At 35.4% G+C, this 26,165-nt stretch carries 24 protein-coding genes and 1 other RNA gene; 9 read left to right on the forward strand and 16 right to left on the reverse strand.

The features are described 5' to 3' along the window. Positions 1-19: 19 nt before the first annotated feature. Entirely contained in the window at positions 20-2,431 is a 2,412-nt protein-coding gene (locus tag BHE19_RS21710) for an alpha-ketoacid dehydrogenase subunit alpha/beta (RefSeq protein WP_017496655.1), read from the forward strand. Between the two features lie 145 nt (positions 2,432-2,576). Here BHE19_RS21710 and kdsB read toward each other — a convergent pair whose 3' ends face one another. Beyond that, positions 2,577-3,311 carry a 3-deoxy-manno-octulosonate cytidylyltransferase gene (kdsB, locus tag BHE19_RS21715; RefSeq protein ID WP_070908842.1) on the reverse strand — a complete coding sequence of 245 codons (735 nt, stop codon included), beginning with the start codon at positions 3,309-3,311 and terminating at the stop codon, positions 2,577-2,579. 140 nt (positions 3,312-3,451) lie between these two features. Here kdsB and BHE19_RS21720 point away from each other — a divergent pair, with 140 nt between their 5' ends. Continuing rightward, the gene (locus BHE19_RS21720; RefSeq protein WP_070908843.1) at positions 3,452-4,789 is read left to right on the forward strand and encodes an outer membrane protein assembly factor BamB family protein; all 1,338 of its coding nucleotides are present in this window, start codon (positions 3,452-3,454) and stop codon (positions 4,787-4,789) included. Positions 4,790-5,117: 328 nt separating this feature from the next. Here BHE19_RS21720 and ygiD read toward each other — a convergent pair whose 3' ends face one another. Both ygiD and BHE19_RS21730 read right to left on the reverse strand, forming a co-directional pair. Beyond that, on the reverse strand, positions 5,118-5,948 hold the full coding sequence (gene ygiD / locus BHE19_RS21725) for a 4,5-DOPA-extradiol-dioxygenase (RefSeq protein ID WP_070908844.1): 831 nt from the start codon (positions 5,946-5,948) through the stop codon (positions 5,118-5,120). Positions 5,949-6,030: 82 nt separating this feature from the next. Then, a complete protein-coding gene (locus BHE19_RS21730; RefSeq protein ID WP_070908845.1) occupies positions 6,031-7,455 on the reverse strand; it encodes an ATP-dependent DNA helicase in 1,425 nt (474 codons plus the stop codon). Positions 7,456-7,604: 149 nt separating this feature from the next. Between BHE19_RS21730 and BHE19_RS21735 the strand changes: the two genes are divergently transcribed. Further along, entirely contained in the window at positions 7,605-8,426 is an 822-nt protein-coding gene (locus tag BHE19_RS21735) for a DUF3822 family protein (RefSeq protein ID WP_070908846.1), read from the forward strand. Then, a complete protein-coding gene (locus tag BHE19_RS21740) occupies positions 8,423-9,028 on the forward strand; it encodes an RsmD family RNA methyltransferase (RefSeq protein WP_017496661.1) in 606 nt (201 codons plus the stop codon). Before BHE19_RS21735 ends, BHE19_RS21740 begins: the two co-directional genes overlap by 4 nt. Before the next feature lie 90 nt (positions 9,029-9,118). Here the strand turns inward: BHE19_RS21740 and BHE19_RS21745 are convergent, their stop codons facing one another. Further along, entirely contained in the window at positions 9,119-11,233 is a 2,115-nt protein-coding gene (locus tag BHE19_RS21745) for an outer membrane beta-barrel family protein (protein WP_070908847.1), read from the reverse strand. A gap of 382 nt (positions 11,234-11,615) precedes the next feature. On the opposite strand from BHE19_RS21745, the gene BHE19_RS21750 reads away from it, so the two are divergent. Both BHE19_RS21750 and BHE19_RS21755 read left to right on the forward strand, forming a co-directional pair. Beyond that, on the forward strand, positions 11,616-12,974 hold the full coding sequence (locus BHE19_RS21750; protein ID WP_070908848.1) for a sensor histidine kinase: 1,359 nt from the start codon (positions 11,616-11,618) through the stop codon (positions 12,972-12,974). A gap of 10 nt (positions 12,975-12,984) precedes the next feature. Next, positions 12,985-13,674, forward strand: a complete 690-nt coding sequence (locus BHE19_RS21755; protein ID WP_070908849.1) for a response regulator transcription factor — start codon at positions 12,985-12,987, stop codon at positions 13,672-13,674. Between the two features lie 30 nt (positions 13,675-13,704). Here BHE19_RS21755 and BHE19_RS21760 read toward each other — a convergent pair whose 3' ends face one another. The 4 genes from BHE19_RS21760 to rnpB all read right to left on the reverse strand — a co-directional run bounded on the left by BHE19_RS21760 (position 13,705) and on the right by rnpB (position 17,052). Further along, positions 13,705-14,250, reverse strand: a complete 546-nt coding sequence (locus tag BHE19_RS21760) for a DUF3575 domain-containing protein (RefSeq protein ID WP_017496665.1) — start codon at positions 14,248-14,250, stop codon at positions 13,705-13,707. 136 nt (positions 14,251-14,386) lie between these two features. Further along, positions 14,387-15,304, reverse strand: a complete 918-nt coding sequence (locus BHE19_RS21765) for a ketopantoate reductase family protein (protein ID WP_070908850.1) — start codon at positions 15,302-15,304, stop codon at positions 14,387-14,389. 148 nt (positions 15,305-15,452) lie between these two features. Beyond that, positions 15,453-16,703 (reverse strand): cation:dicarboxylate symporter family transporter, encoded by a 1,251-nt coding sequence (locus tag BHE19_RS21770; protein WP_070908851.1) that lies wholly within the window; start codon positions 16,701-16,703, stop codon positions 15,453-15,455. A 31-nt stretch (positions 16,704-16,734) separates the two neighbouring features. Further along, positions 16,735-17,052: RNase P RNA component class A (gene rnpB, locus BHE19_RS21775), an RNA gene on the reverse strand. A 124-nt stretch (positions 17,053-17,176) separates the two neighbouring features. On the opposite strand from rnpB, the gene BHE19_RS21780 reads away from it, so the two are divergent. Further along, a complete protein-coding gene (locus BHE19_RS21780) occupies positions 17,177-17,470 on the forward strand; it encodes a hypothetical protein (RefSeq protein WP_026110008.1) in 294 nt (97 codons plus the stop codon). Between the two features lie 211 nt (positions 17,471-17,681). Here the strand turns inward: BHE19_RS21780 and BHE19_RS21785 are convergent, their stop codons facing one another. Beyond that, complete coding sequence (locus tag BHE19_RS21785; RefSeq protein WP_070908852.1) at positions 17,682-18,131, reverse strand: nuclear transport factor 2 family protein; 450 nt, start codon at positions 18,129-18,131, stop codon at positions 17,682-17,684. 99 nt (positions 18,132-18,230) lie between these two features. Further along, positions 18,231-18,626, reverse strand: coding sequence for an NIPSNAP family protein (locus BHE19_RS21790; RefSeq protein WP_070908853.1), 396 nt, complete (start codon positions 18,624-18,626; stop codon positions 18,231-18,233). Positions 18,627-18,882: 256 nt separating this feature from the next. On the opposite strand from BHE19_RS21790, the gene dnaX reads away from it, so the two are divergent. Continuing rightward, positions 18,883-19,968 (forward strand): DNA polymerase III subunit gamma/tau, encoded by a 1,086-nt coding sequence (dnaX, locus tag BHE19_RS21795; RefSeq protein ID WP_070908854.1) that lies wholly within the window; start codon positions 18,883-18,885, stop codon positions 19,966-19,968. Between the two features lie 287 nt (positions 19,969-20,255). After that, the gene (locus BHE19_RS21800) at positions 20,256-20,600 is read left to right on the forward strand and encodes a DNA polymerase III (protein WP_081603534.1); all 345 of its coding nucleotides are present in this window, start codon (positions 20,256-20,258) and stop codon (positions 20,598-20,600) included. Positions 20,601-20,604: 4 nt separating this feature from the next. Here the strand turns inward: BHE19_RS21800 and BHE19_RS21805 are convergent, their stop codons facing one another. From BHE19_RS21805 to BHE19_RS21830, 6 genes are all read right to left on the reverse strand, one after another. Further along, a complete protein-coding gene (locus BHE19_RS21805) occupies positions 20,605-21,186 on the reverse strand; it encodes an NAD(P)H-dependent oxidoreductase (RefSeq protein WP_070908855.1) in 582 nt (193 codons plus the stop codon). A gap of 61 nt (positions 21,187-21,247) precedes the next feature. After that, entirely contained in the window at positions 21,248-21,808 is a 561-nt protein-coding gene (locus BHE19_RS21810) for a Crp/Fnr family transcriptional regulator (RefSeq protein WP_070908856.1), read from the reverse strand. Positions 21,809-21,826: 18 nt separating this feature from the next. Further along, positions 21,827-22,408 carry a TMEM175 family protein gene (locus BHE19_RS21815; RefSeq protein ID WP_070908857.1) on the reverse strand — a complete coding sequence of 194 codons (582 nt, stop codon included), beginning with the start codon at positions 22,406-22,408 and terminating at the stop codon, positions 21,827-21,829. Positions 22,409-22,609: 201 nt separating this feature from the next. Continuing rightward, the gene (locus BHE19_RS21820; RefSeq protein WP_026110010.1) at positions 22,610-23,500 is read right to left on the reverse strand and encodes a Ppx/GppA phosphatase family protein; all 891 of its coding nucleotides are present in this window, start codon (positions 23,498-23,500) and stop codon (positions 22,610-22,612) included. A gap of 48 nt (positions 23,501-23,548) precedes the next feature. Further along, a complete protein-coding gene (gene ppk1, locus BHE19_RS21825) occupies positions 23,549-25,618 on the reverse strand; it encodes a polyphosphate kinase 1 (protein ID WP_070908858.1) in 2,070 nt (689 codons plus the stop codon). Between the two features lie 5 nt (positions 25,619-25,623). After that, a complete protein-coding gene (locus BHE19_RS21830) occupies positions 25,624-26,109 on the reverse strand; it encodes a SixA phosphatase family protein (RefSeq protein ID WP_017496680.1) in 486 nt (161 codons plus the stop codon). Positions 26,110-26,165: the final 56 nt, after the last annotated feature.

Here is a 26,165-nt window from a genome sequence, read left to right on the forward strand (position 1 = left end):
ACATTACCCATTTGAGATTATGATTAAAGAAAAAAATAATACTACACTTACTTTCGAAGATTTCAAAACTGAAGTAATGAACGACTATAAAATTGCGGTTACGAGCCGTGAATGTAGTCTTTTAGGACGTAAAGAGGTATTGACTGGGAAAGCCAAATTTGGAATATTTGGAGACGGTAAAGAAGTTCCGCAACTTGCTATGGCGAAAGCCTTCAAAAATGGAGATTTTCGTTCCGGATACTACCGCGATCAGACTTTTATGATGGCTATCGGCGAATTGACTCCAAAACAGTTTTTCGCAGGTTTATATGGTCATACCGATTTAGATTTTGATCCAATGTCTGCCGGAAGACAAATGGGAGGACACTTTGTAACACATAGTTTAAACGAAGACGGCTCCTGGAAAGATTTAACAAAACAAAAAAATTCAAGCGCAGATATATCTCCTACAGCCGGGCAAATGCCAAGGTTATTAGGATTGGCTCAGGCTTCCAAAATCTACAGAAATGTTGATGGAATTACTATTAAAGATAAATTTACAGTAGACGGAAATGAAGTTGCCTGGGGAACTATTGGAAATGCCAGTACATCTGAAGGCTTGTTCTTTGAAACTATAAACGCTGCGGGAGTTCTACAAGTTCCAATGGTAATGAGTGTTTGGGATGATGAATACGGAATTTCGGTTCACGCCAGACATCAGACCACAAAAGAAAATATTTCTGAGATCTTAAAAGGATACCAACGTGATGAGGATTCCAAAGGTTATGAAATTTTCAGAGTTAAAGGCTGGGATTATGCTGAATTGGTTTCGACCTACGAAAGAGCCGGTGCTATTGCACGTGAAGAACATATTCCGGTTTTAATTCACGTAAACGAATTAACACAACCGCAAGGACATTCTACTTCCGGTTCACACGAACGTTATAAAAACGCAGAGAGACTGGCTTGGGAAAAAGATTTTGACTGTATTCGTCAAATGCGTTTGTGGATGATTGCCATTAACATTGCATCTCCGGAAGAATTAGCTGAAATTGATTTTGACTTGAAAAAAGAGGTTCTTGAAGCTAAAAAAGAGGCTTGGAATTCTTTCATCAATCCAATTATTGAAGATCAGAAAAATCTTTTGGCTTTATTAGGACAAATTGCTGAAGCCAGCATCAATCATAAAGAAAGAATACAAAAATACATTTCGGAATTAAGCGCTATTAAATCACCTTTAAAAAAGGAAATGCTTGCCATAGCAAGAAAGATATTGCGTTTTATTGAAGTACCAAACAGTAAGGTTTTATTATCCAACTGGATTACAAATTATATTGAAATTACACAACCAAGATTCAGCAGTAACTTATACTCTGATTCTGATTTAAATGTATTTTCAGTTGAAAAAGTACTTCCAAAATACGCCGAAGACGCGAAAGCAGACCTGGACGGAAGAATGATTTTACGTGATAACTTTGATGCCTTATTTACCAAATACCCGGAGACTTTGATTTTTGGTGAGGATGTTGGAAACATTGGTGACGTAAATCAGGGATTGGAAGGTATGCAGGAAAAATACGGAGAACTTCGTGTTGCCGATATCGGAATCCGTGAAGCTACCATCATTGGTCAGGGAATTGGAATGGCTTTAAGAGGTCTGCGTCCGATTGCTGAGATTCAATATTTAGATTACTTACTATATGCCATCCAAATCATGAGCGATGATTTGGCAACATTACAATACAGAACGGTAGGAAAGCAAAAAGCACCGTTAATCATCAGAACCCGTGGACACCGTTTAGAAGGTATCTGGCATTCAGGTTCTCCAATGGGAATGATTATTAATGCCATTCGTGGTATTCACGTTTTGGTTCCAAGAAACATGACTCAGGCCGCAGGATTCTACAATACCCTTTTAGAGTGTGATGAACCGGCTTTAGTAATTGAATGTTTGAACGGTTACCGTTTAAAAGAAAAAACACCTTTAAACTTTGGTGAATTCAAAACGCCGATTGGTGTAGTTGAAACTCTAAAAGAAGGTTCAGATATTACACTTGTTTCTTACGGATCGACTCTAAGATTGGTAGAGCAGGCAGCTGTTGAATTGTTAGATTTAGGCATTGACTGTGAAGTTATCGACATTCAGTCTCTTCTTCCTTTTGACATCAATAAGGATATTGTAAAAAGTATTGCCAAAACCAACCGTTTGCTTGTAATTGACGAAGATGTTCCTGGTGGAGCTTCAGCGTTTATTTTACAGCAAATTATGGAAGAACAGGATGCTTACCATCATTTAGACAGTAAACCGCAAACGCTTGCTGCAAAAGAACACAGACCAGCTTACGGAACTGATGGTGACTATTTCTCAAAACCTTCTGCAGAAGATATTTTTGAAAAAGTCTACAGCATGATGCACGAAGTTAACCCTTCTAAATACCCAGCTTTATACTAAGAATTTAGCTCATTATACAAAAACTCCCCAAAAGAAAATATTTCGTTTGGGGAGTTTTTTTTTAGTTTCAGGTTTGAAGTTTCAAGTTTCAGGTTTCAGGTTCCACATCTCACATTTTACAAGCTTCCTGCTTAACCTGCTTCAATCAAATATCCTTTAAAATAGCTCTTGCTTTTTCTAAATCCTCGGCAGTATCAATTCCGATTCCGACATGAGTGGTTTCTATCATTTTAATACGTTTCCCGAATTCTAAATAACGTAATTGTTCTAATTTCTCAGAAGCTTCTAAAGATTTCATCGGCAGACTGTAAAAATCCAATAAAGCCTGTTTTCTAAAAGCATAAATTCCGATGTGCTGAAAATAACGTACCCCAACATCTTTATCTCTTGGATACGGAATTACTGATCTCGAAAAATACAAAGCAAACTGCGACTGATCGACCACCACTTTTACATTATTCGGATTGTTAATTTCAGTTTCATCGGTAATCTCACGCATTAAAGAAGCCAGATCTATTTTGCGTTCTCTATCGTCTTTAAACACAGACAAAACCTGCTCTAAAGGTCCGGCTTCAGTAAAAGGTTCATCTCCTTGTACATTTACCACAATATCAACATCAAGACCAGCAACCGCTTCTGCAATTCGATCACTTCCCGATTCATGTTCTTTAATACTCATAATAGCTTTCCCGCCCTGATTTACAATTTCATTATAAATTAAATCGGAATCAGTTACCACAAATACATCGTCAAATAATTTTGTAGCGACGGTTGCCTCATACGTTCTTAAAATCACGGTTTTCCCTCCTAAATCCTGCATTAGTTTAGCAGGAAAACGTGTTGATGCATATCGTGCCGGAATTACAGCTATAATCTTCATTTTATTTTTCTTTTATAAACTTCTAAACAAATGTAACTATTCAAAACTAATAAGTTTAAAAAAAATATTCTTTGTCGTAATTTACAAATCTGAAGAACAGCCCCTTAAAAAATGCATTATATTTATCAGAAAAAACCACTATGAAAAAACACCTGATTTTGCCCTTGCTTTTGTTAAACTTAACTTTTATTCCCTCGGCTTTCTGCCAAAAAAAATCTACTATAAACAATGCCTTTACAGATCGTATTTTCAACGGACAAGGATATCAGCCTGCTTCCAGCCTGAAATGGAAATTTAAAACCGATGGTAAAATTTTCTCCTCTCCGGTTGCAAAAAACGGTATTGTTTATATTGGCAGCGAAGATGGTTTTCTTTACGCTGTTGAAGAAAACTCAGGCAAAACAAAGTGGAAATTCAAAACTAACGGAGCTATCCACAGCACTCCCGGCATCTTTGAAAATACTATTTTCTTTGGAAGTTTTGACGGAAATTATTACGCGGTAAACACTCAAAACGGGAAATTAATCTGGAAATTTAAAACCGGTGGAGAACATTGGTTTGGAGAAAAAGGCATATTTGGACTGAAGCCGGAAACCCAATACATGGAAGATTTATGGAGTTTTTATCTTTCGTCTCCTGTAGTTTACAAAAAAGAAAAACAAGCTGTTGTGTTATTTGGCAGTAGTGACGGAAATGTTTATTCGCTGGATGCCAAAACAGGAAGTTTAAAATGGAAGTTTAAAACCAATGGCCCCGTACACGGAACTCCGGTAATCGATCAGAATAAAATTTACGTTGGCGGCTGGGATGCTGTTCTATACGCCTTAAACATAGAAACCGGTAAGGAGATCTGGCGCTTTGCAACAGGAACAAAACCAGGTTTTAAAGGAATCCAATCCTCAGTAGCTGTTGCTGACGGAAAAGTCTTTTTTGGAGCCAGAGAACCATTCTTCTTTGCTCTTGAAGCCGAAACCGGAAAATTGGTTTGGAAATACGATGCCGAAAATTCATGGGTTTTAAGTACTGCAGTTATTCAGAATAATACAATTTATGTAGGAACTTCAGACACCTACGCCCTACTGGCTCTGGATACCAGAAATGGTGCAGAAAAATATCGATTTAAAACGAATGGTTACATCTATGATTCTCCCGCTATAGCCGGAAGTACAATTTATTTTGGTGATTTTACAGGGAATTTTTTCAGTTTAGATCTGCTTTCTAACGGAAAAAAGTCTAAAACCATAAGTACTGAGAACCGTAAGCAATTTGCTGCTTCTGTCTTAAAAAATGATTTATTAGATTCTGGTCACGCTGCGCACTATACAGACCTTTCTATATATGAAAACAATAAAAAAGCAATGGATGAATTGTACAAACTGGGATCGATTGTTTCTTCGCCATTTATCAGCAACAATACGGTCTACTTCGGAAGTGCCGACGGTTATCTGTATGCGTATAACTTAGAAAAAGAATCATAAATTAGGATTTCGCAGAGATTCACAAAAATACCACAGAGATTCACAGAGTTTTTTTTTTGTACTGCGTAATTTTTCTCACGCAGATTTTGCAGATCCAGCAGATTTTTCATCATAGAATGCGTAATAGATTTTTCCAAATTTAATCTGCCTAAATCTGCAAAATCTGCGAGAAACCTTTTTATATAATATTTAGCAACAAATTACTTGAGAATCGCCGACAGTTATTTCGATCAATATAACTTAGAAGAAGAGAAAATAATCTTAGCGAATCTCCGTGGCGTCTTTGTGAATCTCTGCGTAATAACCCGCAGAGATTCACAAAATCACATTACATTATTTTTACCGACGTCATGCTTAAAGAACCGGCTAATAATTTATCATTAAACAAACTAAGTTCTTCCGACTTTTCTTTTAATCCTAAAGTATACAGTAATGGTAAATAATGCTCGGGAGTAGGAATTGCCAATTGGGTTGCTTTATTCATTTTTTCGAAGTCAATCAAAGGCTGAAAATTATCATCCAATAAGTAACTGTTGATGGTTTCCCGCGCCTCAATTGCCCAATCGTAACCGTAATTGTCTTTATCAAAGTTCCGGAAATCGACCAATCGCAAATTATGAACAATGTTTCCGCTTCCAATAATTAAAACTCCTTTGCGGCGTAACGATTGCAGTTTTTGTGCCAACTCAATATGATATTGTCCTGACTTCGTATAATCAATACTCAACTGAATCACAGGAACGTTCGCTTCCGGATACAAGTGTTTGATCACACTCCACGCACCATGATCCAGTCCCCAGTGCTCGTCTAAATCGACATGAACAGGTTCTAATATTTTTTTAGTCTCCTGAGCCAATTCCGGGCTTCCTTTTGCAGGATACTGCACCTCAAAAAGAGCTTGTGGAAATCCTCCGAAATCGTGAATCGTTCTGGGCATTTGCATCGCTGTTACTTTGGTACCATTGGTAAACCAGTGAGCCGAAATACACAAAATAGCATTAGGCTGCGGCAATGTCTTTGCCAGATTTCGAAAACCGGTTACAAACTGATTTTCTTCAATCGCATTCATGGGACTTCCGTGTCCTAAAAACAAAACCGGCATTTTATCAGTATTCGAAAACGAAGATGAAATCGAATGTAAGTCGTTTAGTGTTGTCATAGTAAATGGTTATAACACGAATTTCACAGATCTTACCAATACTAAATCTAAAAAATTCGTGACAATTAGTGAAATTCCTGTTTTATTCCTCGAAACTCTCGTCTTTAAACCCTATCAAATATAACTTATTTTTAGCACGTGTCATAGCCGTATACAGCCATCTGATGTAATCGCGGTCAATTCCGTTTGGTAAATACGGCTGCTCGATAAAAACAGTATTCCATTGTCCACCCTGCGATTTATGACAGGTGATCGCATAGGAGAATTTCACCTGTAAACCGTTAAAATATTCGTTTTCTTTTACTTTCTGAAACTTCTTGTATTTGGTACTTTCACTTTCATAATCTTTCATTACTTCCTCATACAAACGATTGGATTCTTCATAAGTTAAGGATGGAGATTCACTTTTTATGGTATCTAAAATCAATACCGTTTCAAAAGGCTTTTGGTCCGGATAATCGACCATTCTGATTTTTACCTTTGCAAAATTAAATCCGTACAATTCTTTAATTCCAAAAAGCTCCAGAACTTCAATAATATCTCCATTCGCAATAAATCCTGCCTCATCTGTTTCTTTCAGCCAGAAATAGTTATTCTTAACCACCATCAAGAAATCTCCTGCCGACAGTTCACTTTCTTTAAATAAAATTCTGGTTCGGATTTGCTCGTTATACTGATTGGCTCTTTTATTCGAGCGAACAATAAAAGCGGTATCTTCAATACTATAATTACTGTAAGCCATATTGATAGCATCCTGAATGTCATACCCGTCCGTCAATCGAACAATGTCTTTGAATCCTCTAACATTGAACCTAAATTCGGTAATAAAACTTTCCTTCAGCAATTCTCTTAGTTCTGTTGCATTGAACAAAATTCCCGAACTTTCTTCCTGACGCATTACCTCATCCAGCTCGATATGCTCGACTTCTTTACCATAGTGGATCCCTAAAGTATGCGTATCCAAAGCCGGGCTAATATCCATATTTACAGGAGGAAGCTGCGCAGTATCTCCTAAAAGAATCATTTTACAATTGGTTCCCGAATAGACATAGGTAATCAAATCATCCAGCAGTGATCCGTTATCGTACAATTTTGAATCGGAATTATTATCAGAAATCATCGAGGCCTCATCGACGATAAAAATGGTGTTTTTATGTTTATTGAGCTGTTTGGTAAAAGCTACACCTCCACCGGAAGATTTTTTCGGAAAATATATTTTTTTATGAATCGTAAATGCGGGTGTATTCGAATAACTGGCGATTACCTTTGCTGCACGTCCCGTTGGCGCCAGCAAGACAAACTTTTTGTTAATATCCCCTAAATTGTTCACTATGGTTGAAATCACAGTTGTTTTTCCCGTTCCTGCATATCCTTTCAAAACAAAAATGGTGTCGTTAGCCGGTTCGGTTAAAAAAATAGCGATTTTTTGAAAAAAAATATCCTGCTTATAAGTTGGTGCAAATGGAAATTTTTTTTGCAAAACGCCGTAAAACAATGCTGAATTCATAGGGTAAATTTAAGATACAAAGTTCGTCTTTTTAAATGAATGTGAAATTGTTTTTTGAAATTGCAATTATTATTGTTCCTTTTTAATTTGTAAGTTTGTGGTCGCCTAAAATTCCTTCTTGTAAAACAGGTAACGAATTGTAAATCAATATGTCATTACAAAACACTAACATCACTTCAAAAAATTACAAAAAGCTTTCTATTCAGGTTTCTCTGACCGGATTGTCATTTTGTTGTTTTGACACTTTAAATAATACGATTACTTCTTTAAAAGAAATTCATTTCGATACGTTTCATAAAACGACTAAAGTTGAAGAATTGTTTGGAGATGCTTTTAGAAATCACCCGGAACTAACGGAAACTTACGATGAAGTTTTAGTGATTCACAATAACAATCTTTCCACTTTTGTTCCAACGGCTTTGTTTGATGAAAACTACCTTGGAAGTTACCTGCAATACAATACAAAAGTTTTCGAAACTGATTTTTTTGCTTACGATCAGATTTCAAAATACCAAATGAATGCGGTTTATATACCGTATGTTAACATCAACAATTTTTTCATCGATCAGTTTGGCACTTTTGATTACAAACATGCCAACAGTATTTTAGTCGAAAAAATTCTGGACGCTTCAAGAAACAATGACGATAAAAAAATGGTCGTTAATTTCAACCCCGGTCATTTTGAAGTGATTGTAGTCCAGAATCAAAAACTATTATTGTTCAATTCATTTGAATATCAGACACCTGAAGATTTTATTTATTATTTGCTTTTTACTGCCGAACAATTAAGTTTGAATCCTGAAAGTTTTCCGCTTGAATTATTAGGTACAATCGACCAAAACGATGCGTTTTATGCCATTGCATATAAATACATTCGTCATATATCCTTTTTGGATGTAAGCACCCTACAGCAAAGAAATAGCTTCACCACAACCGAAAATCAAAAACATTATATCCTATTCCAATCATGAGAATTATTTCAGGGAAATACAAAGGACGCCGCATTTTTCCGCCAAAAAACCTTCCTGTAAGACCAACAACCGACATGAGTAAAGAAGCATTGTTTAATGTTTTGAACAATCATTTTAGTTTTGACAGTTTAAAGGTTTTGGACTTGTTTTCAGGGACCGGGAACATCAGTTTTGAATTCGCCTCCCGCGGAAGTGCTCCGATTACCTCAGTAGACGGTGATTTTGGATGCGTAAAATTCATCAAGCAGGTTTCGTCAGAATACGATTTTGACATCGCCGCAACTAAAAGTGACGTTTACAAATTTCTGGAAAACTGTAAAACATCCTACGATATTGTTTTTGCCGATCCTCCTTATGGATTTGACCAGGCAGCATTCGAGAAAATTGTAGTAACGGTTTTCGAAAGAGAATTACTTCACGAAGACGGTATGATGATTATCGAACATTCTAAATACACCAAAATGGATCATTTGAGTAATTTTTCTTTTCAAAAAAGTTACGGCGGATCTTTCTTTAGTTTCTTCGAATTGAACTCCACTGATGACGATGAAGAATTGCCGGACGATTCATCAACTAAAATAACAGAAGAAGACGAAGGGTAAACCTCGCTCTGCCAATACTGTCATATCGAGCGAAGTCAGAACATTTTAAGTTTAAAACTTCGCTCAGAAAGACAATTTCACAACTCTGTTTTATCTTATACGATCTGAGTTCTCCTCCATCCTTTTTCCTTTGAATTCGGATTCCCTTACTTTTCCAAAAGAATACTTTACAGAAACTGAAATCTCATGTTCATCGATCAAATATCTTGATTTCGAACTGATATTGTTAATGGTAAAAACTTCTGCTTCCGTTATACTTTTAAACACATTATTAAAACTTAACACACAACTCCAATTTTTAAAGAACGTTTTAGAAACAGCCACATCTACGACCGTTCTTGCATTTCTTTCAAAAACTCCTTTGTACTGCTTTGCAATTGTCCTGAAACCAACCACTAATACATAATCTTTTGGAAGTCTAAATTCGTTATTGGAGTAATAATAAAAATAAGGTTTGGAAGACCTGAATACGGCCGAAGAGTCTTCAATTTTCTCTGAAACCAAAACCAAAGAGTTTGTAGTAGTCCAGAATCTATAAGTGAAAGGCAATTCAAAATCAAGAATCAAGGCGGACTCTTTCTCAAAATTCACATCTTTAAAAGTCATGATATTGAGTTCCTTATCAAAGAAAAAACTATTATAAACAGGGTTTGTATTTTGATAATACGTTAGCTTCACCGATTTATCATGATATTGAAATGTAGACGAAATCTCATTGACAATCGTGGGATCTAAATTAATATTTCTGGCATATAAAAAGTACGGATTGATATAGGTTGTTCCCTGACTTAAAGAAGAATAATTAGGTCTCGAGATACTTTTAGCATAATTAACACTAATACTCTTTAAGCTGTCTATCGGAAATGAAAGCTGTACTTTAGGGAAAAAATTAGTGTAATTTTTACGGATTAGAGGTGTCAAATCTGCTTTAAATTTCCCGTCCACATTTGTATTTTCAACCCTTACTCCAACGGAGAATTCTACTTCCTTAATTTTTCCCGAAAATTGACTGTAACCTGCCAAATTTTGCTCTTTAAAATCATAATGGCTAAACTCCTTTTCGTCATTTTCATAATGTAACAAATCAAAATCTGATTTGGAACCAGCAGAAGAATACAATCCTCCAATTTCAAATTTCATCTCATTTTTAAACTTCTTTTCAGCATCAATTCTACCCGAAAAGACATTCACCTTAAATTTTTGATCGCGAAGCTGTGCCCATTCAAATTGAGTTTCGTTGTACTTATTCTTAACATTACTCCACAATGCCTGATCAAAATTAGACCACTGCAAGCCAGTAAAAACCTGTGCATCAATAGCTTTTATTTTTTTATTATAATTCAAAAAAGAGTTTACAAAATTCTTTCGGGTATCATTATCACTGTAGGTTAACACGTTATTTCCTGTCTCTTTATTCTTATTATAAGTTATGGTATGAATAGGAAAAATATCTTTCTGAAGCTTACTGTTAACACTAAACGAAAAATAATCATCTTCATTTATCTTATAAAACAAACTGCCACCAAAAACAAACTGCCTTTTTTTAGAATAGGCCTCCACATCATATTTAGAAACAATTTCGGCCTCGGGAATTTGGTAATCAATACTGTGATTTTCCCAAGGTTGTAGCTGATTGTAATTAAAATTAGCCTTCCATTCCAGCTTGTTCTTTTTAAAACTGGTATTAAATCCGAGATAATTATTGTACTTTTTTTTAAAAGAAGCAACCTCAGAAATCTCCGTTTTAAAACGGTCTTTTTTACTAAATTTCCTTGTAATCAAAATTACAGCACGTCCTTCGGCCTCATATTTAGAAGATGGGTTCTGAATAATTTCGATCGTTTTAATATCGGCTACAGCCAAAGCATTCAAATCACTCATTTCTACTTTTTGATTGTCGATATAAATTAAAGAATTTCCTCTGCCCACAACAGAGATACTTTCTCTATCTGAACTGATTTGAACAGTTGGTAACTTCGCCAGCAAATCGACTGTATTGGGAATAACGTTATAAATTGAATTGGCAACATCAACTTTTACATTTCCGTTTGTATTGATAAAAGTCTTTTTATTCTGAGCAATCACAACTTCATTTAGCGTATTCGAAAGACTGTCTTTTGGGGTCTCGCTTTGTGCATATCCCGCTAAAGAAAATAAGAACAAAAAGAGAATTAAAAAAAGTTTTACCAGCAAGTTAATGTTCATTTTAGGTTTGATTTTAGTTTATAGTCCTGCAAAAATGCTTCTAAAAAAGAATTGCGAAAGTTAATTGAAGGTTAATGCGACGTTAATGTGATTATTGTCTGACAAAAGGATTATTTTTGAATGAAGAATGGCCCGGAGATTTATACCCGTTTAATAAATCACATTGCAGTCATTAAAAAATTATAAAACACATAAATACATAGCTTTTAGTTGTCCTAAAGGAGGTAAAAAAGAAATATCTTTCTTTCACATAAACGATGCGTATTTTAAATAAGCGAAACGTTTTTTTTAGGCAAACAAAACTATGTTTCTATGTGTTAACAAAACAAACCCGTGTAAACCAGTTTAATCTGTCGTATCAGTGTGGCAATAAAAACAACTCATGAAACAAAGAATCAATTTACTAATAGCTTTTTCTGTTATCGCTCTGATTGTTTTATCAACAGTGCAATGTTATTTGGTAAAAACAACCTACGATTATAAAGTGGCGCAGTTTCACACTGAAATTAAAAATAAAATTGCTGGTATCTCTAATGATTATAGCGACATAGACTCGGTAATAGTCGCCAAAAAAGAAGCACTTTTCCAGCAATTATCCGAAAATTACATTCAGGGAAAAAACAACAAATTTGAGATCAAAAAGTATATTCTGGAAAATGAATATAGCGACGCTTTGACACAAAAAATTCAGAGCAAGTTTAAAAGAGATTTACCTGAGTTAAAAATAGATTTTGCGATTGTCCTTAATAAATTTGTTCTGTACCAAAACCACGCAAAAGCAGACACCATTTTCTCTGAAAAACCTTTTATCCAAAACAAACTATACGGAAATCTGATCTCATTAAATCATGCCTTTTTAGTTCGAAATTATGTTGGAACGACCAATGGAACTTTTGAAAATAAGAATTACAAATTATTGACTGAGGATTCGATGTATGTTTCTGTAATTGACTGGGAAATGATCATTTTAAAACGAATGACTTTCGTTCTCATTTTATCTTTACTTTCTATAGCAACTCTAATAACTCTTTTTTTTATTGCCATAAAAGCATTAATCAAACAAAAGAAGGCCAACGATGTTAAAACCGATTTCATCAATAATATTACTCACGAACTTAAAACTCCTTTGACGACTTTAGGTATTTCGACCAAAATATTAGAGCGAAAAGACATTCGGGATAATGACGAAAGCTTTAATGCGATCGTCAATACAATTTCACGTCAGAACAATCGTTTACAGAATTTGATTGATCAGGTTATGGCCAATTCGCTGGCAGAAAACGGCATCGAATTGCAAAAAGAAAATATCGAAACCGAAAATTTTCTATTGACAATCGTTAATGATTTTAAAATTACCTATCCTAAAATCGACATTAAAACCAATTTTCAGACGCAAAAAACAAACTTGCTTCTGGATAAATTCTATTTGACTACTGCTCTTCTGAATGTTCTGGAAAATGCGGTAAAATATGGTTCGAACTCCATTACATTAAAAACAAAACTGAATCAAAATCAATTTTCGATTAGTGTTGAAGATGACGGAATTGGAATTGAAAAGAGCAAACAATCTCTTCTTTTTGAAAAATTCTATCGCGTAGAACAAGGAAATCTTCACAATACAAAAGGCTTAGGTTTAGGATTGTATTATGTTGATCAAATTATAAAAGCGCATCAGGGCACTGTTAGCGTGGTGAGTGATCTTGGAAAAGGAACTCAGTTTACTATTTTATTAAAAGTTTAATTCCCTTATTTTGAAAAAATTACTTTTAGCCGAGGACGATTTTGATTTTGCTGCAATTTTAAAACAATACTTAGAATTGCATCAATTCGAAGTCATCTGGGCAGAAAATGGAGAAATAGCTTTAGACTATTTTTCAAATCAGACTTTTGATATTTGTATTTTGGATGTCATGATGCCAAAATTAGACGGATTTTCACTGGCCGAAAAAATAATTACAATCAACCCTGAGACTCCATTTATTTTTCTAACTGCACGAAAATTGAAAGAAGATAAAATCATCGGATTAAAATTAGGTGCAGACGATTATATTATAAAACCTTTTGAAGTAGACGAACTTATTCTGCGTTTGCAGAATATTCTAAAAAGAATCGAACAAAAAAGGAGTCTGGATGGAAACAATATAATCGAAATTGGTTCTTATATTTTTGATAACGAAAGACTAACCCTAAATAACAAAAATCATGTCCAGCAGCTTACAGAAATGGAAGCTTCTCTTATTGAGTATTTATATCTGAATCACAACCAGTTATTAAAGAGGGACCAAATTTTAATGTCGGTCTGGAAAAAGGATGATTATTTCTCAGGCCGAAGCATGGATGTTTTCATTAGCAGACTTAGAAAATACTTTAATTCCGATCCGAAAATCAGCATTGAAAGCACCCGAAATATTGGATTGGAATTTAAAATAGAAAAACCTTGACCAAGCCAAGGTTTTTCTATTTTTTTGTTCTTATTTTCCAATAACCCAACCTAATGTAAAATTAGCTACCGGAACAAACTCTGTATTGTATTGATCAATATTTATTCCAGGGCCCAGATTAAATTCCATATTGAATTTTCGTTTGTAAGTACGTTGCAATCCCCAAAGTACTGCAATGGTTGTTGATGGTACATATTCTCGATATCGCTCGTTGGTAGAAATACTTCGAAAATTATACTGGGCATTTAGAGCAAAAAAATTAGCCGAGTTATGAGCTGTTCTTTTTCCTTTTTTAGCTCTCTTTTCTAAATTGTAATAATGGCGAAATTGCTCACTGATTAACGGGGAAAAATAGACGTTTGACTCGTTATAAAAACTGTTATAACTGTAACCAACTCCTACGCTAATTTCTGAATAAAGGGTGTTTTTAGTTGTAAAACCGTGCTCATAAACGAATCCGGGAGAGATCATGTTTATTTTGAATTGATTTTTTTCTACTGACGGTACTTCATCTTGTGCCTGAATCACATTGACAATAAAAACGGATAACAATAAGAGCAAATAATTTTTCTTCATTTTGGCTGTTAAATTAATTTTGCCAAAAGTAGAATAAAAACCATAAAACCAAAACAAGAAAAAGGAAGTGTTTTCCTACAATTAAATCAGCTTCTAACTCATTAACAACTAATCCAGTACTATAAAACAACAAGGTCTATGGCAGTAATACGTTAGATATTTTTTCGTACAGCGGCGTTTTTACGTCATATTTAATCCCTTCATTCAACACAAACTTAGTAAGTGAAAGGGCTTCGGTGTTCTTGCCTGCCAGCAGATCTCTGTGCATCGATGATGTAGCTTCACGTGGTGATTTTTCTAACTTAAGTACAGTCTGATTTACAATATCATCCGGCAGTTTTAATCCTTTTGCTTTGGCAACCGCATCAATTTCATGCACCAACCCTACATAAACTGACATGGCTTCCGGATTGTCCCGAATTTCACCAATATTCTGATTCAAATAGGAAGTTGTTGTTGCTAGTGCCGAAATAAAAATAAACTTCTCCCATACTGTCTCTTCAATGTTTTCTACCCAATAACTTTCAATTCTGGCCTGCTGAAAAATTCCTTGTAATTCTTCTAATTTTGAAGCAGAAACCGTCTTAGAACCAAAAAACAGCTTCTCATAAAAACCCATTTTTCGGATGGTTCCGGGTAAAGTAATCATCGAAATGATATAGACACAGCCTTGCAAAATATCGTTCTTAGGAAATATTTTCTGAATGCGTTCCGGAGCATCGACTCCATTATACAATGGAAGAATAACCGTTTTAGCCACAATACAGCTTTGAAGCGAAAGTAAACTTTCCTCAATGTCATAGGTTTTGGTAGCACAAATTAAATAATCCAGTTCACCAATTTCCTCCGGATTATTTGAAACTAGTTTTGGATGCACAATCATTTCTGATTCATCGGTTACAATTTTCAATCCGCTATCAGCAATAGCTTTTTGTGTGGTGCCACGAGCAATAAAAATCACTTCGACTTCATCAGATTTAAAATAAGCTTTCGCCAAAAGTCCGCCGAAATAACCACCTACTCCACCGAGTCCTAAAATTCCAATTCTTTTCATAAAAATTCAATTTAACAAATTCTAAATTCTAAACTTCAAATTCCAAATTCCAAATCCCAAATTCCAAGTTTCAAGTTTCAGGTTTCAAGTTTCAGGTTTCAAGTTTCAGGTTACACATCTCACATTTCACATTTCACGTCTCACAATACTATTCCTCTACAACAGGATCCAGGTTCAGCTCTGTAAAATCGCGTTCTGTTTTCGAAATAATAATTGTTGCCACCGTATTTCCAATCAAATTGGTAATCGCTCTCGCTTCGCTCATAAACTTATCGACTCCCAGTAAAAAAGCTAAACCTTCAAGCGGAATTTTATGCAAGGCCGTTAAAGTTGAAGCCAGCACAATAAATCCGCTTCCGGTTACTCCGGCAGCACCTTTTGAAGTAATCATCAAAATTCCGATCACACTTAAAATCTCAAAGAAACTCAAATGCACGTCATACAATTGTGCCAGAAATATTACCGACATCGACAAATAAATTGAAGTTCCATCCAAATTAAAAGAATAACCTGTTGGAATCACCAATCCTACAACCGATTTACTGCATCCCATTTGTTCCAGTTTCACCATAATACTTGGTAAAGCTGCCTCAGAAGATGAAGTCCCCAACACGAGTAAAAGCTCTTCCTTAATATATTTCAAAACAGAGAGAATCCTGATTTTATAATATCTCAGAATACTTCCCAAAATCAGAAAAACAAAAAGGGCCATGGTCAAATACACACACAACATCAATTTCCCAAGCGGAATGAGTGTTTGCAAACCAAATTTGCCGATTGTGTAAGCCATACCGCCAAAAGCACCAACAGGAGCGAGATACATCACATATTTTAATCCCAGGAAAACCACATTAGAAAAACGTTCTAAAACCAAAATCGTCTGTTCTCTTTTTTTATAAAAGTTCAATGCAATACCACAAACAATAGCGGCCAATAAAACTTGGAGTGTAAAATTGGACAAGAAAAACTGCAGCCATGAGAAATGCTCCGCAGCATGCGTTGTATATTGACTCGCATCACCTAAAGTCAAACTGGATTTGTCTATTTTGCCGGGTTTAAAAAAATAGGCCACAGCCACACCAATGGCCAAAGCTACAGTCGAAACCACTTCAAAATAACCTAGGGCTTTAATTCCAATTCGGCCCACTTTTTTCAGGTTTCCCATTCCGGAAATTCCCAGAACGATCGTCAAAAATATAATTGGGCCTATAAAAAGTTTGATCAATGCAATAAACTTAGCCCCCAGTATTTCCATTTTCACACCATTTGCGGGCGAAAGATGACCGAGCAAAATTCCGGCAATAATGGCAATAAGGACCCAAAAAGTAAGGTTCGTAACTATAAGCCTAAAAGTACTTTTTTTGGGTTGATTTGACGGTTTTGGAGTAGTTATATTCATGAAGGTAGATTAGAGAGTTTCACAAATATATAAAAAATGCAGACCTATAAGCCGGATTCTGTCCCCGATAAATCAGGGCCTTATCATTTATCTAGATTCCGCATTACTGCGGAACTCAAGCTACCTACCCTTCAACAACGGACGAGAAGCCCTTAAATGCTGATATACTTGGTATTTCACCGCATAGAGTTTACCTGGTTTCACTACAGCATTACCTGTACATACTTTCTGTTGCACTTGTCCTTGCGCTATTGCTAACGCCGACGGGTGTTACCCGCTATGCTTCTCTGTGGTGTCCGGACTTTCCTCCCTTCCGATCAATCGGAACGACGATAAGGCGGTCTGCGGGGCAAAAGTAACACTTTATCTACTAAGAATAATGATTTTAAATTTTTGATTTTCGCTCCATTTTCATAACAATTTAATTTTAAATTGGTTATCTTTAAAATCCATAATTTTAAAATTCAATTATCATGACTAGAATGTATCACTACGCAACTGTTTCAAAAGCTTTAGATCAATTGAATGAAAAAGGATTTACGTTTGATTTTAACTTAAACTCAGACCTGATAAAAAAGAATCCTGAAAAATTTGAAATTGTTCATGTGTATCGATACGAAGGGAATTCAGACCCCGGCGATGAGGCAGTTGTATACGGAATTAAATCAATCTCAGGTAAAAAAGGGGTTTACGTCGCAGGTTTCTCTGCCGATTCCGATCAGGAAACGGTAAAGTTTTTGTCTGATCTAAGTATTAAGGGAAGGTAATTTTAAGGAGCCAATCCTGCTATCCGCTTTATCTTTTCCCTGCTAAAGAAGCAGGAAAAAGGATACCGCTTCTATCAGGGCTAGGGCACTTAGTCTCAGACAACAATTATGCTTTTTTTTTGTTTAGAGTAAAAACAAATTTCTCTTTTTTACTCTAAACAAAAAAATTGGTCTTCCGACTCAACATTAATCAAAAGAAACAATCACCTCCCTACTCATGCTGCGACACATCATTGTACTGCCAAAGCACATTTATGATTTTCCATTCTCCATTAGTTTTTACAACGTGCATGTAATCAATCCAGGCATCAGCAATCAATTTAACAGACGCTGTACGTGCCGAGACATCCAGTAATTTCACTTCCTTTCTTGGATTTTTTGGAAACTTATCTCCTTTTGCATTATAAGTCTCTGCCAGAATCACCATGTTCTCTGCAAAGTATTCTGAGACATAATCTTTCTGAGCGGCTTTGCTTCTAAAGACAGATCGTTTTACCAATCTGGGATGCAAAGCGCTTTCCATCAATTTCGGATTTGGATTGTGTTGCGCCTCGATGTAAGCCAAAGCAACACGTTTAATATCAAGTGTATCCTGAGCGGTTTGTGCCTGAAGAGCAGACGAAAAAAATGCAAATGCAATTACCAATAAATAGTTTTTCATAAAAATTAAGGAGTTAAAATGAGATTGCGGCTAAATTTACCAACGAGACGCACGTTTTGAATATCTTTAAGCAAAAGCAACTTAAAAAAAGCAGGACAATCATTTTGGGGAATAATCCGTCTTTGTCAAAATCCGGTCTTCAATATTCCCCACTACATCACCATATTTTGCTGTAAATTCTTTTTTAATCGCGATCCATTCCTGATCACTTTTAAAACCTTCCCAGGCTTTTTTCATAGTAGTTTCGTCCGGCCATTCCAGAAAATAAACAAACTCTGTTTTTTTGTCCGATTTGGATTCCCAGATAGAGGTGATCTTAAAATTATACTTCTTCATGATACGCATGGCATGATCGCGAAAACGTTCATGGAACTGATTTTTATTGGACTCAAAAATTTCATAAACACGAAGCTGATAAATAGGGTCCGTAGTTTTATTTTGTCCTTTTGCAGTAAAGGTTATCAATGCTATTACAATCAAAAATTGTCGTTTCATAGTTTAAATTCCAATTAATTTCCAAAGTCAGATTCAAATCAAAACAGATTATTACGGTATTTTATCGTTCCTAAAATTAGTCCTTTTTCTTTACATATAAACAATCCAATCTGAAGATCAAAACACTTCCTCTAAGTGACGCGAAAAAACACCGCCAATAAAACCTACAGTAACTCAAACACTTAAAAATCTTTGAATTTTTAAATTTTTAAATCACTAAATTATACCCTATATTTGCTAACGAATAAAATAGAATATGGAACAATTTGTAGTATCGGCGCGTAAATATCGTCCACAAACATTTAAAGATGTAGTGGGACAGAAAGCCATTACCAACACTTTGTTGAATGCTATTGACAGTAATCACCTTGCTTCTGCTCTTTTATTCACCGGACCGCGTGGTGTTGGAAAAACAACCTGTGCACGTATCCTGGCACGAAAAATAAATCAGCCCGGATATGATGATCCAAATGAAGATTTTGCTTTTAACGTTTTTGAGTTAGATGCTGCTTCGAACAACTCTGTGGATGATATTCGTAATCTGATTGATCAGGTTCGAATCCCACCGCAAACCGGACAGTATAAAGTGTATATCATTGACGAGGTCCACATGTTGTCTTCGGCCGCTTTTAATGCTTTTCTTAAAACATTGGAAGAACCGCCAAAACATGCTATTTTCATTCTTGCTACCACAGAGAAACATAAAATTATACCAACGATTTTATCTCGTTGTCAGATTTTTGATTTCAAAAGAATTACGGTAAAAGATGCTAAAGAACATTTAGCTGACGTTGCTGCAAGTCAGGGAATTAATTTTGAAGACGATGCCTTGCACATTATTGCTCAAAAGGCCGATGGTGCAATGCGTGATGCTTTATCAATTTTTGACCGTGTGGTTTCTTACTGCGGAACTAATTTAACACGTCAGGCGGTAACCGAAAACCTAAACGTTTTAGACTATGAAACGTACATTAGCATTACCGATTTACTTTTAGAAAATAAAATTCCGGATCTTTTACTAGCGTACAACGATATCCTTGCAAAAGGTTTCGATGGACATCATTTTATTGCCGGACTGGCATCGCATTTCAGAGATTTACTGGTAAGTAAAACTCCTGCAACAATCGCTTTACTTGAAGTAGGCGAACAGGCGCAGCAAATGTATGGTGTTCAGGCGCAAAAATGTTCTCAGGATTTTCTACTAAAAGGCATTGACATTGCTAACGACTGCGATCTAAAATACAAACTAAGTCAAAACCAACGTCTTTTGGTTGAACTATGTTTGATGCAATTGGCCTCTATCAATTTTGATGGAGAAAAAAAAAAGTTGAGCAATTCATAATCCCCCCTACTTATTATAAAAATGGAGGATATTCTATAGTAGAAGTTAAAACTCCAAAAACAGAAACTGTTCAAACGCCTGAAACTGTAACTTCACAAAATGGAGAAACTGCTTCAGCACCAAAAACAGAAGTCCCTGTAACTCCTCAACCTGAAACAAGTACAGAACCCAAGGTTTCTGCCTTTTCATTATCCAGTATTCGCAAGAAAAAAGAACTGGAAGCCAACACTAAAACTGTTGTAAAAACAACTACTGTACTGCCTACAGAAGAATTTACAGAGACGGAAATGTTGCTGCAATGGAACAAATATGCTCAGCGTTTGGGTGATAAAGGTCATAAAATCATGCAGTCTTTATTGTTGATCAATGACCCTAAATTAAACGGAACAGTAATTACTTTTGAATTACCCAACGAAGGCTCTAAACTGGATTTTGAAGGTCAGATGTATGGGCTTTTAGGGCATTTAAAAGGGCATTTGCACAATCATGACATTACCATTGAGGCTCATGTTAATGAAACTATCCAAATTAAACGCAGTCTTAACGACCAGGACCGATACAATCGCTTCCTGGAAATCAATCCAAACATCGAACTTTTACGTTCCACATTTGGATTAGATTTACCGTCTTAACTTCCTATTTAGTAAGCAATCCCCAATTGTATACTTTTTGAAGCCATTTTTTTCTTTGCGCTTCATCGGCTGTTTTTATAATTCCGATATAACTTACTTTTACCGGCTTGATACCACAGAATTCGAGCGTAGCTTTTTTAAGCTGATTGACACTTGGTCTTCCGTAAAACAATCTGTAATACCAGCCAGGTTGGTCTAAAGTGGTGATAATATGCGCCGTTTTTCCTTTTAATAATTTGTCCCACCAAACTGAATTTTCCCGATATTGAAAAGCCATACCCGGTAAAAACAAACGATCAATAAATCCTTTAGTAATTGCCGGCAAACCACCCCACCAAACCGGATGAATCCAAACTAAATGGTCTGCCTTCTTAATCTTCTCCCAGGATACCAGAAGATCAGGTTCCAGCTCGGTACGTTTTTGATAGCCAAATTGCAAATTCGGATTGAAATCCAGCTTTGCAATTGTAATTGTATCCACTGTGGCTTTCGAAGCTATTGCCCCTTTAAGATAAGATTCTGCAATCGCAAAATTAAAACTGGATGAGTTTGGATGGCCGTTGATGATAAGAATATTTTTCTCCATTTGTATATTTGTTTGAAACAAAAATAATAGGAAAACCTCTCTTGGGAACCGGACAAATGTCCTATAAAATTGCTTTACGAATTCGACTTAGATGCCTTGGAGTAACCCCCAGATAAGAGGCCAGATATTGAAGCGGAATCAGTTGAATGTAATTTTTATGATTTTGATAAAGTTCTTCATAACGCTGAGTCCCTGATAATTTTTGAAAAGAAATCATTCTTTTTTGCAACGCCACATACTCCATTTCTGCAATTTTGCGACCTACTTCCTGCCAATATATACTGGATTGATACAGTTTCTCTATCCCATCTTTACTGATGACTTCAATTTCAGTATCGGTGAGTGCCTGAATATTTTCTTCGGCGACTTTTTGTGTAATAAAACTCGAAAAGGACCCCATAAATTCGTTTTCAAAAGCAAAACAATTGGTAATCTCATTGCCTTGATGACTGAAAAAAAAGGATCTTAAAATTCCTTTTTTAATTAATACAATTTCACTGCAAACCTGATCTTCTCTCAATAAAAAATCACCTTTTTTAAGTTTTCGGACTGTAATTAAATCATCCAACTGATCTAATATTTCCTGCGGTAAATTCTTAATGGATTGAAAAACTGATCTCATTTTTAAACTCAAAATAAATTAATTTTTAGAGGCAAAAACTTTCTCTATCCTTTTGTCCGGAATAAGCCATATTAAAGCGACAATAAAATAAGCCGCTCCTGAAATCCACTCGTTATAAAACGAAAATACGATTCCAAAAATATACAAAACCGAAGAAGTATGTCCTTTTAAATCACGCCCTATCGCTTTTGCCAACGTGGAATTTACTCCTTCATTAAGAATTATAATGCGTTGCAAAATAAAGTAAGCAATGGAACACAAAAGCAAGACAGTACCATACAAAGCCATAGATGCTTTGGCAAAGTTATGTTCGCCCATCCATCCGGTTGCAACAGGAATTAAGGAAAGCCAAAATAGCAAATGTAAGTTGGCCCAAAGAATTTTCCCATTAACCTTACCCAGGCTATGAATTAAATAATGGTGATTGTTCCAGTAAATACCCACATAAATAAAACTCAGAACATAACTTAGAAATTTAGGAATCAATGGTTTTAAATCGGCAAATTCAGAACCTGCCGGTACTTTAATTTCTAAAATCATAATGGTTATAATGATAGCCAAAACACCATCACTAAAAGCCTCAAGTCTGGTTTTATTCATTTATTGTGTTTGTTGGTTAATATTTTTTTGCCACAGATTCAAAAGATTTCCACAGATTCTTTAGTAGATTTTCTTTATTACGTTTTACTTAATATGTAATACTCTGAAAAAAATTTGCCTGAATTTTACTGATTTAAAATACTTTTCTATTCCTAATTAAAAAACAATTCGTTCTAATCCGTAAAATCAGTGGCAAAAAAATTAAATCTTACCGTAATACATCGCTTTTACAATTCCATCAGAAAGTCCGATTTTAGGAACGTAAATTTGGCGTGCACCACTCCATTTCATAGCATTCAGATAAATTCTGGTAGCGTGAATAATTACGTCGGCACGATCTGAGTTTAATCCCAATTCGGCGATTCTTTGCTCATAACTTAAGGAATTCAGAAAAGCATATTGTGAATTGATATAAATGTACGAAAGTGGTTTTTCCTGTTGTTTCCCGGACATTTTAAACAATTTATTGATGTTTCCTCCTGAACCAATCAGTGTTACTTCTTCATAATCGGCGGTATTGGTTTTGATCCATTTTTCGATTTCATCCCAAACCACATCATGTACCATATTATTTAGTAAACGAACGGTTCCGGCTTTAAAAGATCTGGAATTGATCATTTTCCCGTCAGAAAACAAAGTAAACTCGGTACTTCCGCCACCTACATCCACAAAAAGATAAGTTTCGTCTGTTTTTAGGAGATGGTGTAAATCGGTCGAAGCAATAATTGCGGCTTCTTTTTTACCATCAATAACTTCTATTTTTATATCGGCTTTTTTCTTGATTAATGCCACAACTTCCTTTGCATTATAAGCCTCGCGCATTGCCGAAGTTGCAAACGCCATATAACGTTCTACTTTATGTACTTTCATCAAAAGGTTGAATGCTTTCATGGCATCCACCATTCGGTCTATATTTTCTGCTGAAATTTCTCCTACGGTAAAGGCATCTTGTCCCAAACGAATTGGCACACGAACAAGCGAACTTTTGTTAAATTGGGGTTCTTTTCCATCTTGTTCTACAACATTCGATATCAGAAGCCTCATGGCATTCGATCCAATATCTATCGCTGCAAATTTCCTTATATTAATCATGCTCACTTATGATTTTATTTTTTATTGTTTTTTAATTAATCGCTTACGCTACACCACTTCTTCCTGAACTGTTATTTTATTCTGATAGTACTTATACGTTTCGAACTGTGCTCTAAATGGGGCATGATGGTTTCTGGGCTTGTATTTATTATCGAGTTTATAGGAATGATATCTCACTTTGACATTCCCTTTCCACGCAATATTAAAATTATCTATTAGTTCTTTCTTTATTTGAAGATCATAAATTGGGCAGGTAACTTCGACTCTTCCGTCAAGATTTCTAGTCATAAAATCGGCTGATGAAATGTATACTTCGGTCAACCCGGCATTTCCAAAAATATAAACCCTTGAATGTTCCAGATAGTTATCAACGATACTTATCGCTTCAATATTTTCACTCATTCCCGGAATTCCCGGAATTAGCGAACAAATCCCTCTTACCTGAAGTTGAATTTTAACTCCTGCATTACTGGCCTCATACAATTTATCGATCATTTTAAAATCGGACAAACTGTTCATTTTTAATTTAATATGTGTTTTTCTGCCGGCAAGCGCATGCAGAATTTCACGATCGATTAATTTGATGAATTTTGTTCGGGTATAATGTGGTGATACTATTAAATGTTTGTATCGGTGTACTCGGTAATTGATATCAAAGAACTCGAATATTTTAGAAATGTCTTTCAAGATCTGCTGATGACAGGTAAACAAGGTTACATCGGTGTAAATTTTAGCCGTCGATTCGTTAAAATTTCCGGTTGAAATAAACCCGTAACGACGTGTTTTTCCTTCTTCTACTCTTTCGATCACACAAATTTTACTGTGTACTTTTAGACCTTTTATTCCAAAAATCAAATCAATTCCTTCTGTTTGCATTTGCTCGGCATAGGAAATATTCGATGCCTCATCAAATCGCGCCTGAAGCTCGATCTGAACCGTTACTTTTTTACCATTTTTCGCAGCATTAATCAAAGAACTGATAATCTGTGAGTTTTTTGCCAAACGGTATAAAGTGATTTTTATACTGGTAACTTTTGGATCCAGGGCAGCTTCACGCAAAAATTTCGTCAGATAAGAAAATGACTGGTATGGGGCATGCAGAAGATAATCTTTTTTACTCATCTTTTCTAAAATACTTCCTTCCAGACTCAAGCCCGGAATTGGTAAAGGTTCGTTTGGTTTGTACAGTAAATCGTATCGGCCTAAATTAGGAAAGCTCATATAATCACGTCTGTTGTGATAACGTCCTCCCGGAATTATACTATCGGTTTCAACGATTTTCATTTTATCCAAAAAGAAACGCAATGTATCTTCTTCGATCAAATTATCATAAATAAAACGAACGGGTTCTCCTATTCTTCTGTCTTTTACGGATGATGCAATTTTTTCGAGCATACTTTTACTCAAATCGCTGTCGATATCCAACTGAGCATCACGCGTAATTTTGATCATATGTGCCGAAACACTTTTGTAATCAAAAATATTGAATATGTTTTTCAAATTGTAACGAATAACATCATCAATCAGTATCACATATTGTTTATCGTCTTCTGACGGCAGCACCACAAACCTGTTTATCGTTTTAGGAATTTCGATAACAGCATAGCGAACTTCGTCATTGGTATTCATTTCCAGACGAACTGCCAAATATCCCAAGGTATCTTTAAGAACAGGAAATTCTGCCAGATCATTTAAGATGATGGTTACCAATTCAGGGCTTAACTTCTGAACAAAAAAGTCTTTCAGATAGCTCTCCTGATCTCTTGTAATTTGATCTTCATTTATAATAAAGATATTTTCGGCTTCCAATTCTGCTTCGATATTTCCCAAAATACGCAAACTTTCAGATTGCTGCTGAATAACAATTTCGGTAATATCTTTAATTAACTGATGCGCTGAAACTCCTCCTAAATATTTTTCACCGGAAATCCCTGAAAGGCTTAATCTTCGAATTGCAGCATAACGAACTCTAAAAAATTCATCTAAATTGTTTGAAAAAATTCCAACAAAACGCAACCTGTCTAAAAGTGGAACTGAACTATCTCCGGCTTCCTGAAGTACTCTTGCATTAAACGCTAACCAACTTTTTTCTCTATCGATATATTTCTGTTCGTACACTTTATCTATTTTAAATCTTTGGGGAAAATTGTTTTATGAGTTTTACCTTTATGAATGCTGTCCCAGCTTTCGGCATCAAACTGTAGTGATACAAAGCCTGACGTAGGTACATTTTCGATAAAAACATCCCCAAATTTATTAACAAAATTTGTAATAGCCTCGTTATGTCCAAAAAGAATAACGCTTTCAAAACTATTATCACATGATTTGATAACTTTTTCGAGTTGTCTGTCATCAAAAGTATAAAGATCGTCTTTAAAAATGATACTTTCCAGAGGATATGAAATATTTTGTGCAAAAATAAGCGCTGTTTCCAGGGCCCTTGCAGCAGTACTACTCCACATTATATAGGTTTTAGGAAGAAACTCTAAAATTGTAGACGATACATCATGTGCGTCTAAAATGCCTTTTTTCATTAAAGGTCTGTCGAAATCTTTTAACGGAGCTTCCCAACTTGATTTTGCATGGCGTATTAAAATTAAGTTTTTCATAAGCAAAAGGTTTACAAACTTCTTAAGTGAAGATGATTTTTTTATTGAACTTCTAA

Source organism: Flavobacterium tructae (assembly GCF_001853485.1).
Lineage (GTDB): Bacteria > Bacteroidota > Bacteroidia > Flavobacteriales > Flavobacteriaceae > Flavobacterium > Flavobacterium tructae.

What these genes read in the sequence shown, in the direction of transcription:
- BHE19_RS21710 (WP_017496655.1), top strand. Translation starts at nt 20, where the DNA reads ATGATTAAAGAAAAAAATAATACTACACTTACTTTCGAAGATTTCAAA.
- kdsB (WP_070908842.1), bottom strand. Translation starts at nt 3,311, where the DNA reads ATGAAGATTATAGCTGTAATTCCGGCACGATATGCATCAACACGTTTT.
- BHE19_RS21720 (WP_070908843.1), top strand. Translation starts at nt 3,452, where the DNA reads ATGAAAAAACACCTGATTTTGCCCTTGCTTTTGTTAAACTTAACTTTT.
- ygiD (WP_070908844.1), bottom strand. Translation starts at nt 5,948, where the DNA reads ATGACAACACTAAACGACTTACATTCGATTTCATCTTCGTTTTCGAAT.
- BHE19_RS21730 (WP_070908845.1), bottom strand. Translation starts at nt 7,455, where the DNA reads ATGAATTCAGCATTGTTTTACGGCGTTTTGCAAAAAAAATTTCCATTT.
- BHE19_RS21735 (WP_070908846.1), top strand. Translation starts at nt 7,605, where the DNA reads ATGTCATTACAAAACACTAACATCACTTCAAAAAATTACAAAAAGCTT.
- BHE19_RS21740 (WP_017496661.1), top strand. Translation starts at nt 8,423, where the DNA reads ATGAGAATTATTTCAGGGAAATACAAAGGACGCCGCATTTTTCCGCCA.
- BHE19_RS21745 (WP_070908847.1), bottom strand. Translation starts at nt 11,233, where the DNA reads ATGAACATTAACTTGCTGGTAAAACTTTTTTTAATTCTCTTTTTGTTC.
- BHE19_RS21750 (WP_070908848.1), top strand. Translation starts at nt 11,616, where the DNA reads ATGAAACAAAGAATCAATTTACTAATAGCTTTTTCTGTTATCGCTCTG.
- BHE19_RS21760 (WP_017496665.1), bottom strand. Translation starts at nt 14,250, where the DNA reads ATGAAGAAAAATTATTTGCTCTTATTGTTATCCGTTTTTATTGTCAAT.
- BHE19_RS21765 (WP_070908850.1), bottom strand. Translation starts at nt 15,304, where the DNA reads ATGAAAAGAATTGGAATTTTAGGACTCGGTGGAGTAGGTGGTTATTTC.
- BHE19_RS21770 (WP_070908851.1), bottom strand. Translation starts at nt 16,703, where the DNA reads ATGAATATAACTACTCCAAAACCGTCAAATCAACCCAAAAAAAGTACT.
- BHE19_RS21780 (WP_026110008.1), top strand. Translation starts at nt 17,177, where the DNA reads ATGACTAGAATGTATCACTACGCAACTGTTTCAAAAGCTTTAGATCAA.
- BHE19_RS21785 (WP_070908852.1), bottom strand. Translation starts at nt 18,131, where the DNA reads ATGAAAAACTATTTATTGGTAATTGCATTTGCATTTTTTTCGTCTGCT.
- BHE19_RS21790 (WP_070908853.1), bottom strand. Translation starts at nt 18,626, where the DNA reads ATGAAACGACAATTTTTGATTGTAATAGCATTGATAACCTTTACTGCA.
- dnaX (WP_070908854.1), top strand. Translation starts at nt 18,883, where the DNA reads ATGGAACAATTTGTAGTATCGGCGCGTAAATATCGTCCACAAACATTT.
- BHE19_RS21800 (WP_081603534.1), top strand. Translation starts at nt 20,256, where the DNA reads ATGTTGCTGCAATGGAACAAATATGCTCAGCGTTTGGGTGATAAAGGT.
- BHE19_RS21805 (WP_070908855.1), bottom strand. Translation starts at nt 21,186, where the DNA reads ATGGAGAAAAATATTCTTATCATCAACGGCCATCCAAACTCATCCAGT.
- BHE19_RS21810 (WP_070908856.1), bottom strand. Translation starts at nt 21,808, where the DNA reads ATGAGATCAGTTTTTCAATCCATTAAGAATTTACCGCAGGAAATATTA.
- BHE19_RS21815 (WP_070908857.1), bottom strand. Translation starts at nt 22,408, where the DNA reads ATGAATAAAACCAGACTTGAGGCTTTTAGTGATGGTGTTTTGGCTATC.
- BHE19_RS21820 (WP_026110010.1), bottom strand. Translation starts at nt 23,500, where the DNA reads ATGATTAATATAAGGAAATTTGCAGCGATAGATATTGGATCGAATGCC.
- BHE19_RS21830 (WP_017496680.1), bottom strand. Translation starts at nt 26,109, where the DNA reads ATGAAAAACTTAATTTTAATACGCCATGCAAAATCAAGTTGGGAAGCT.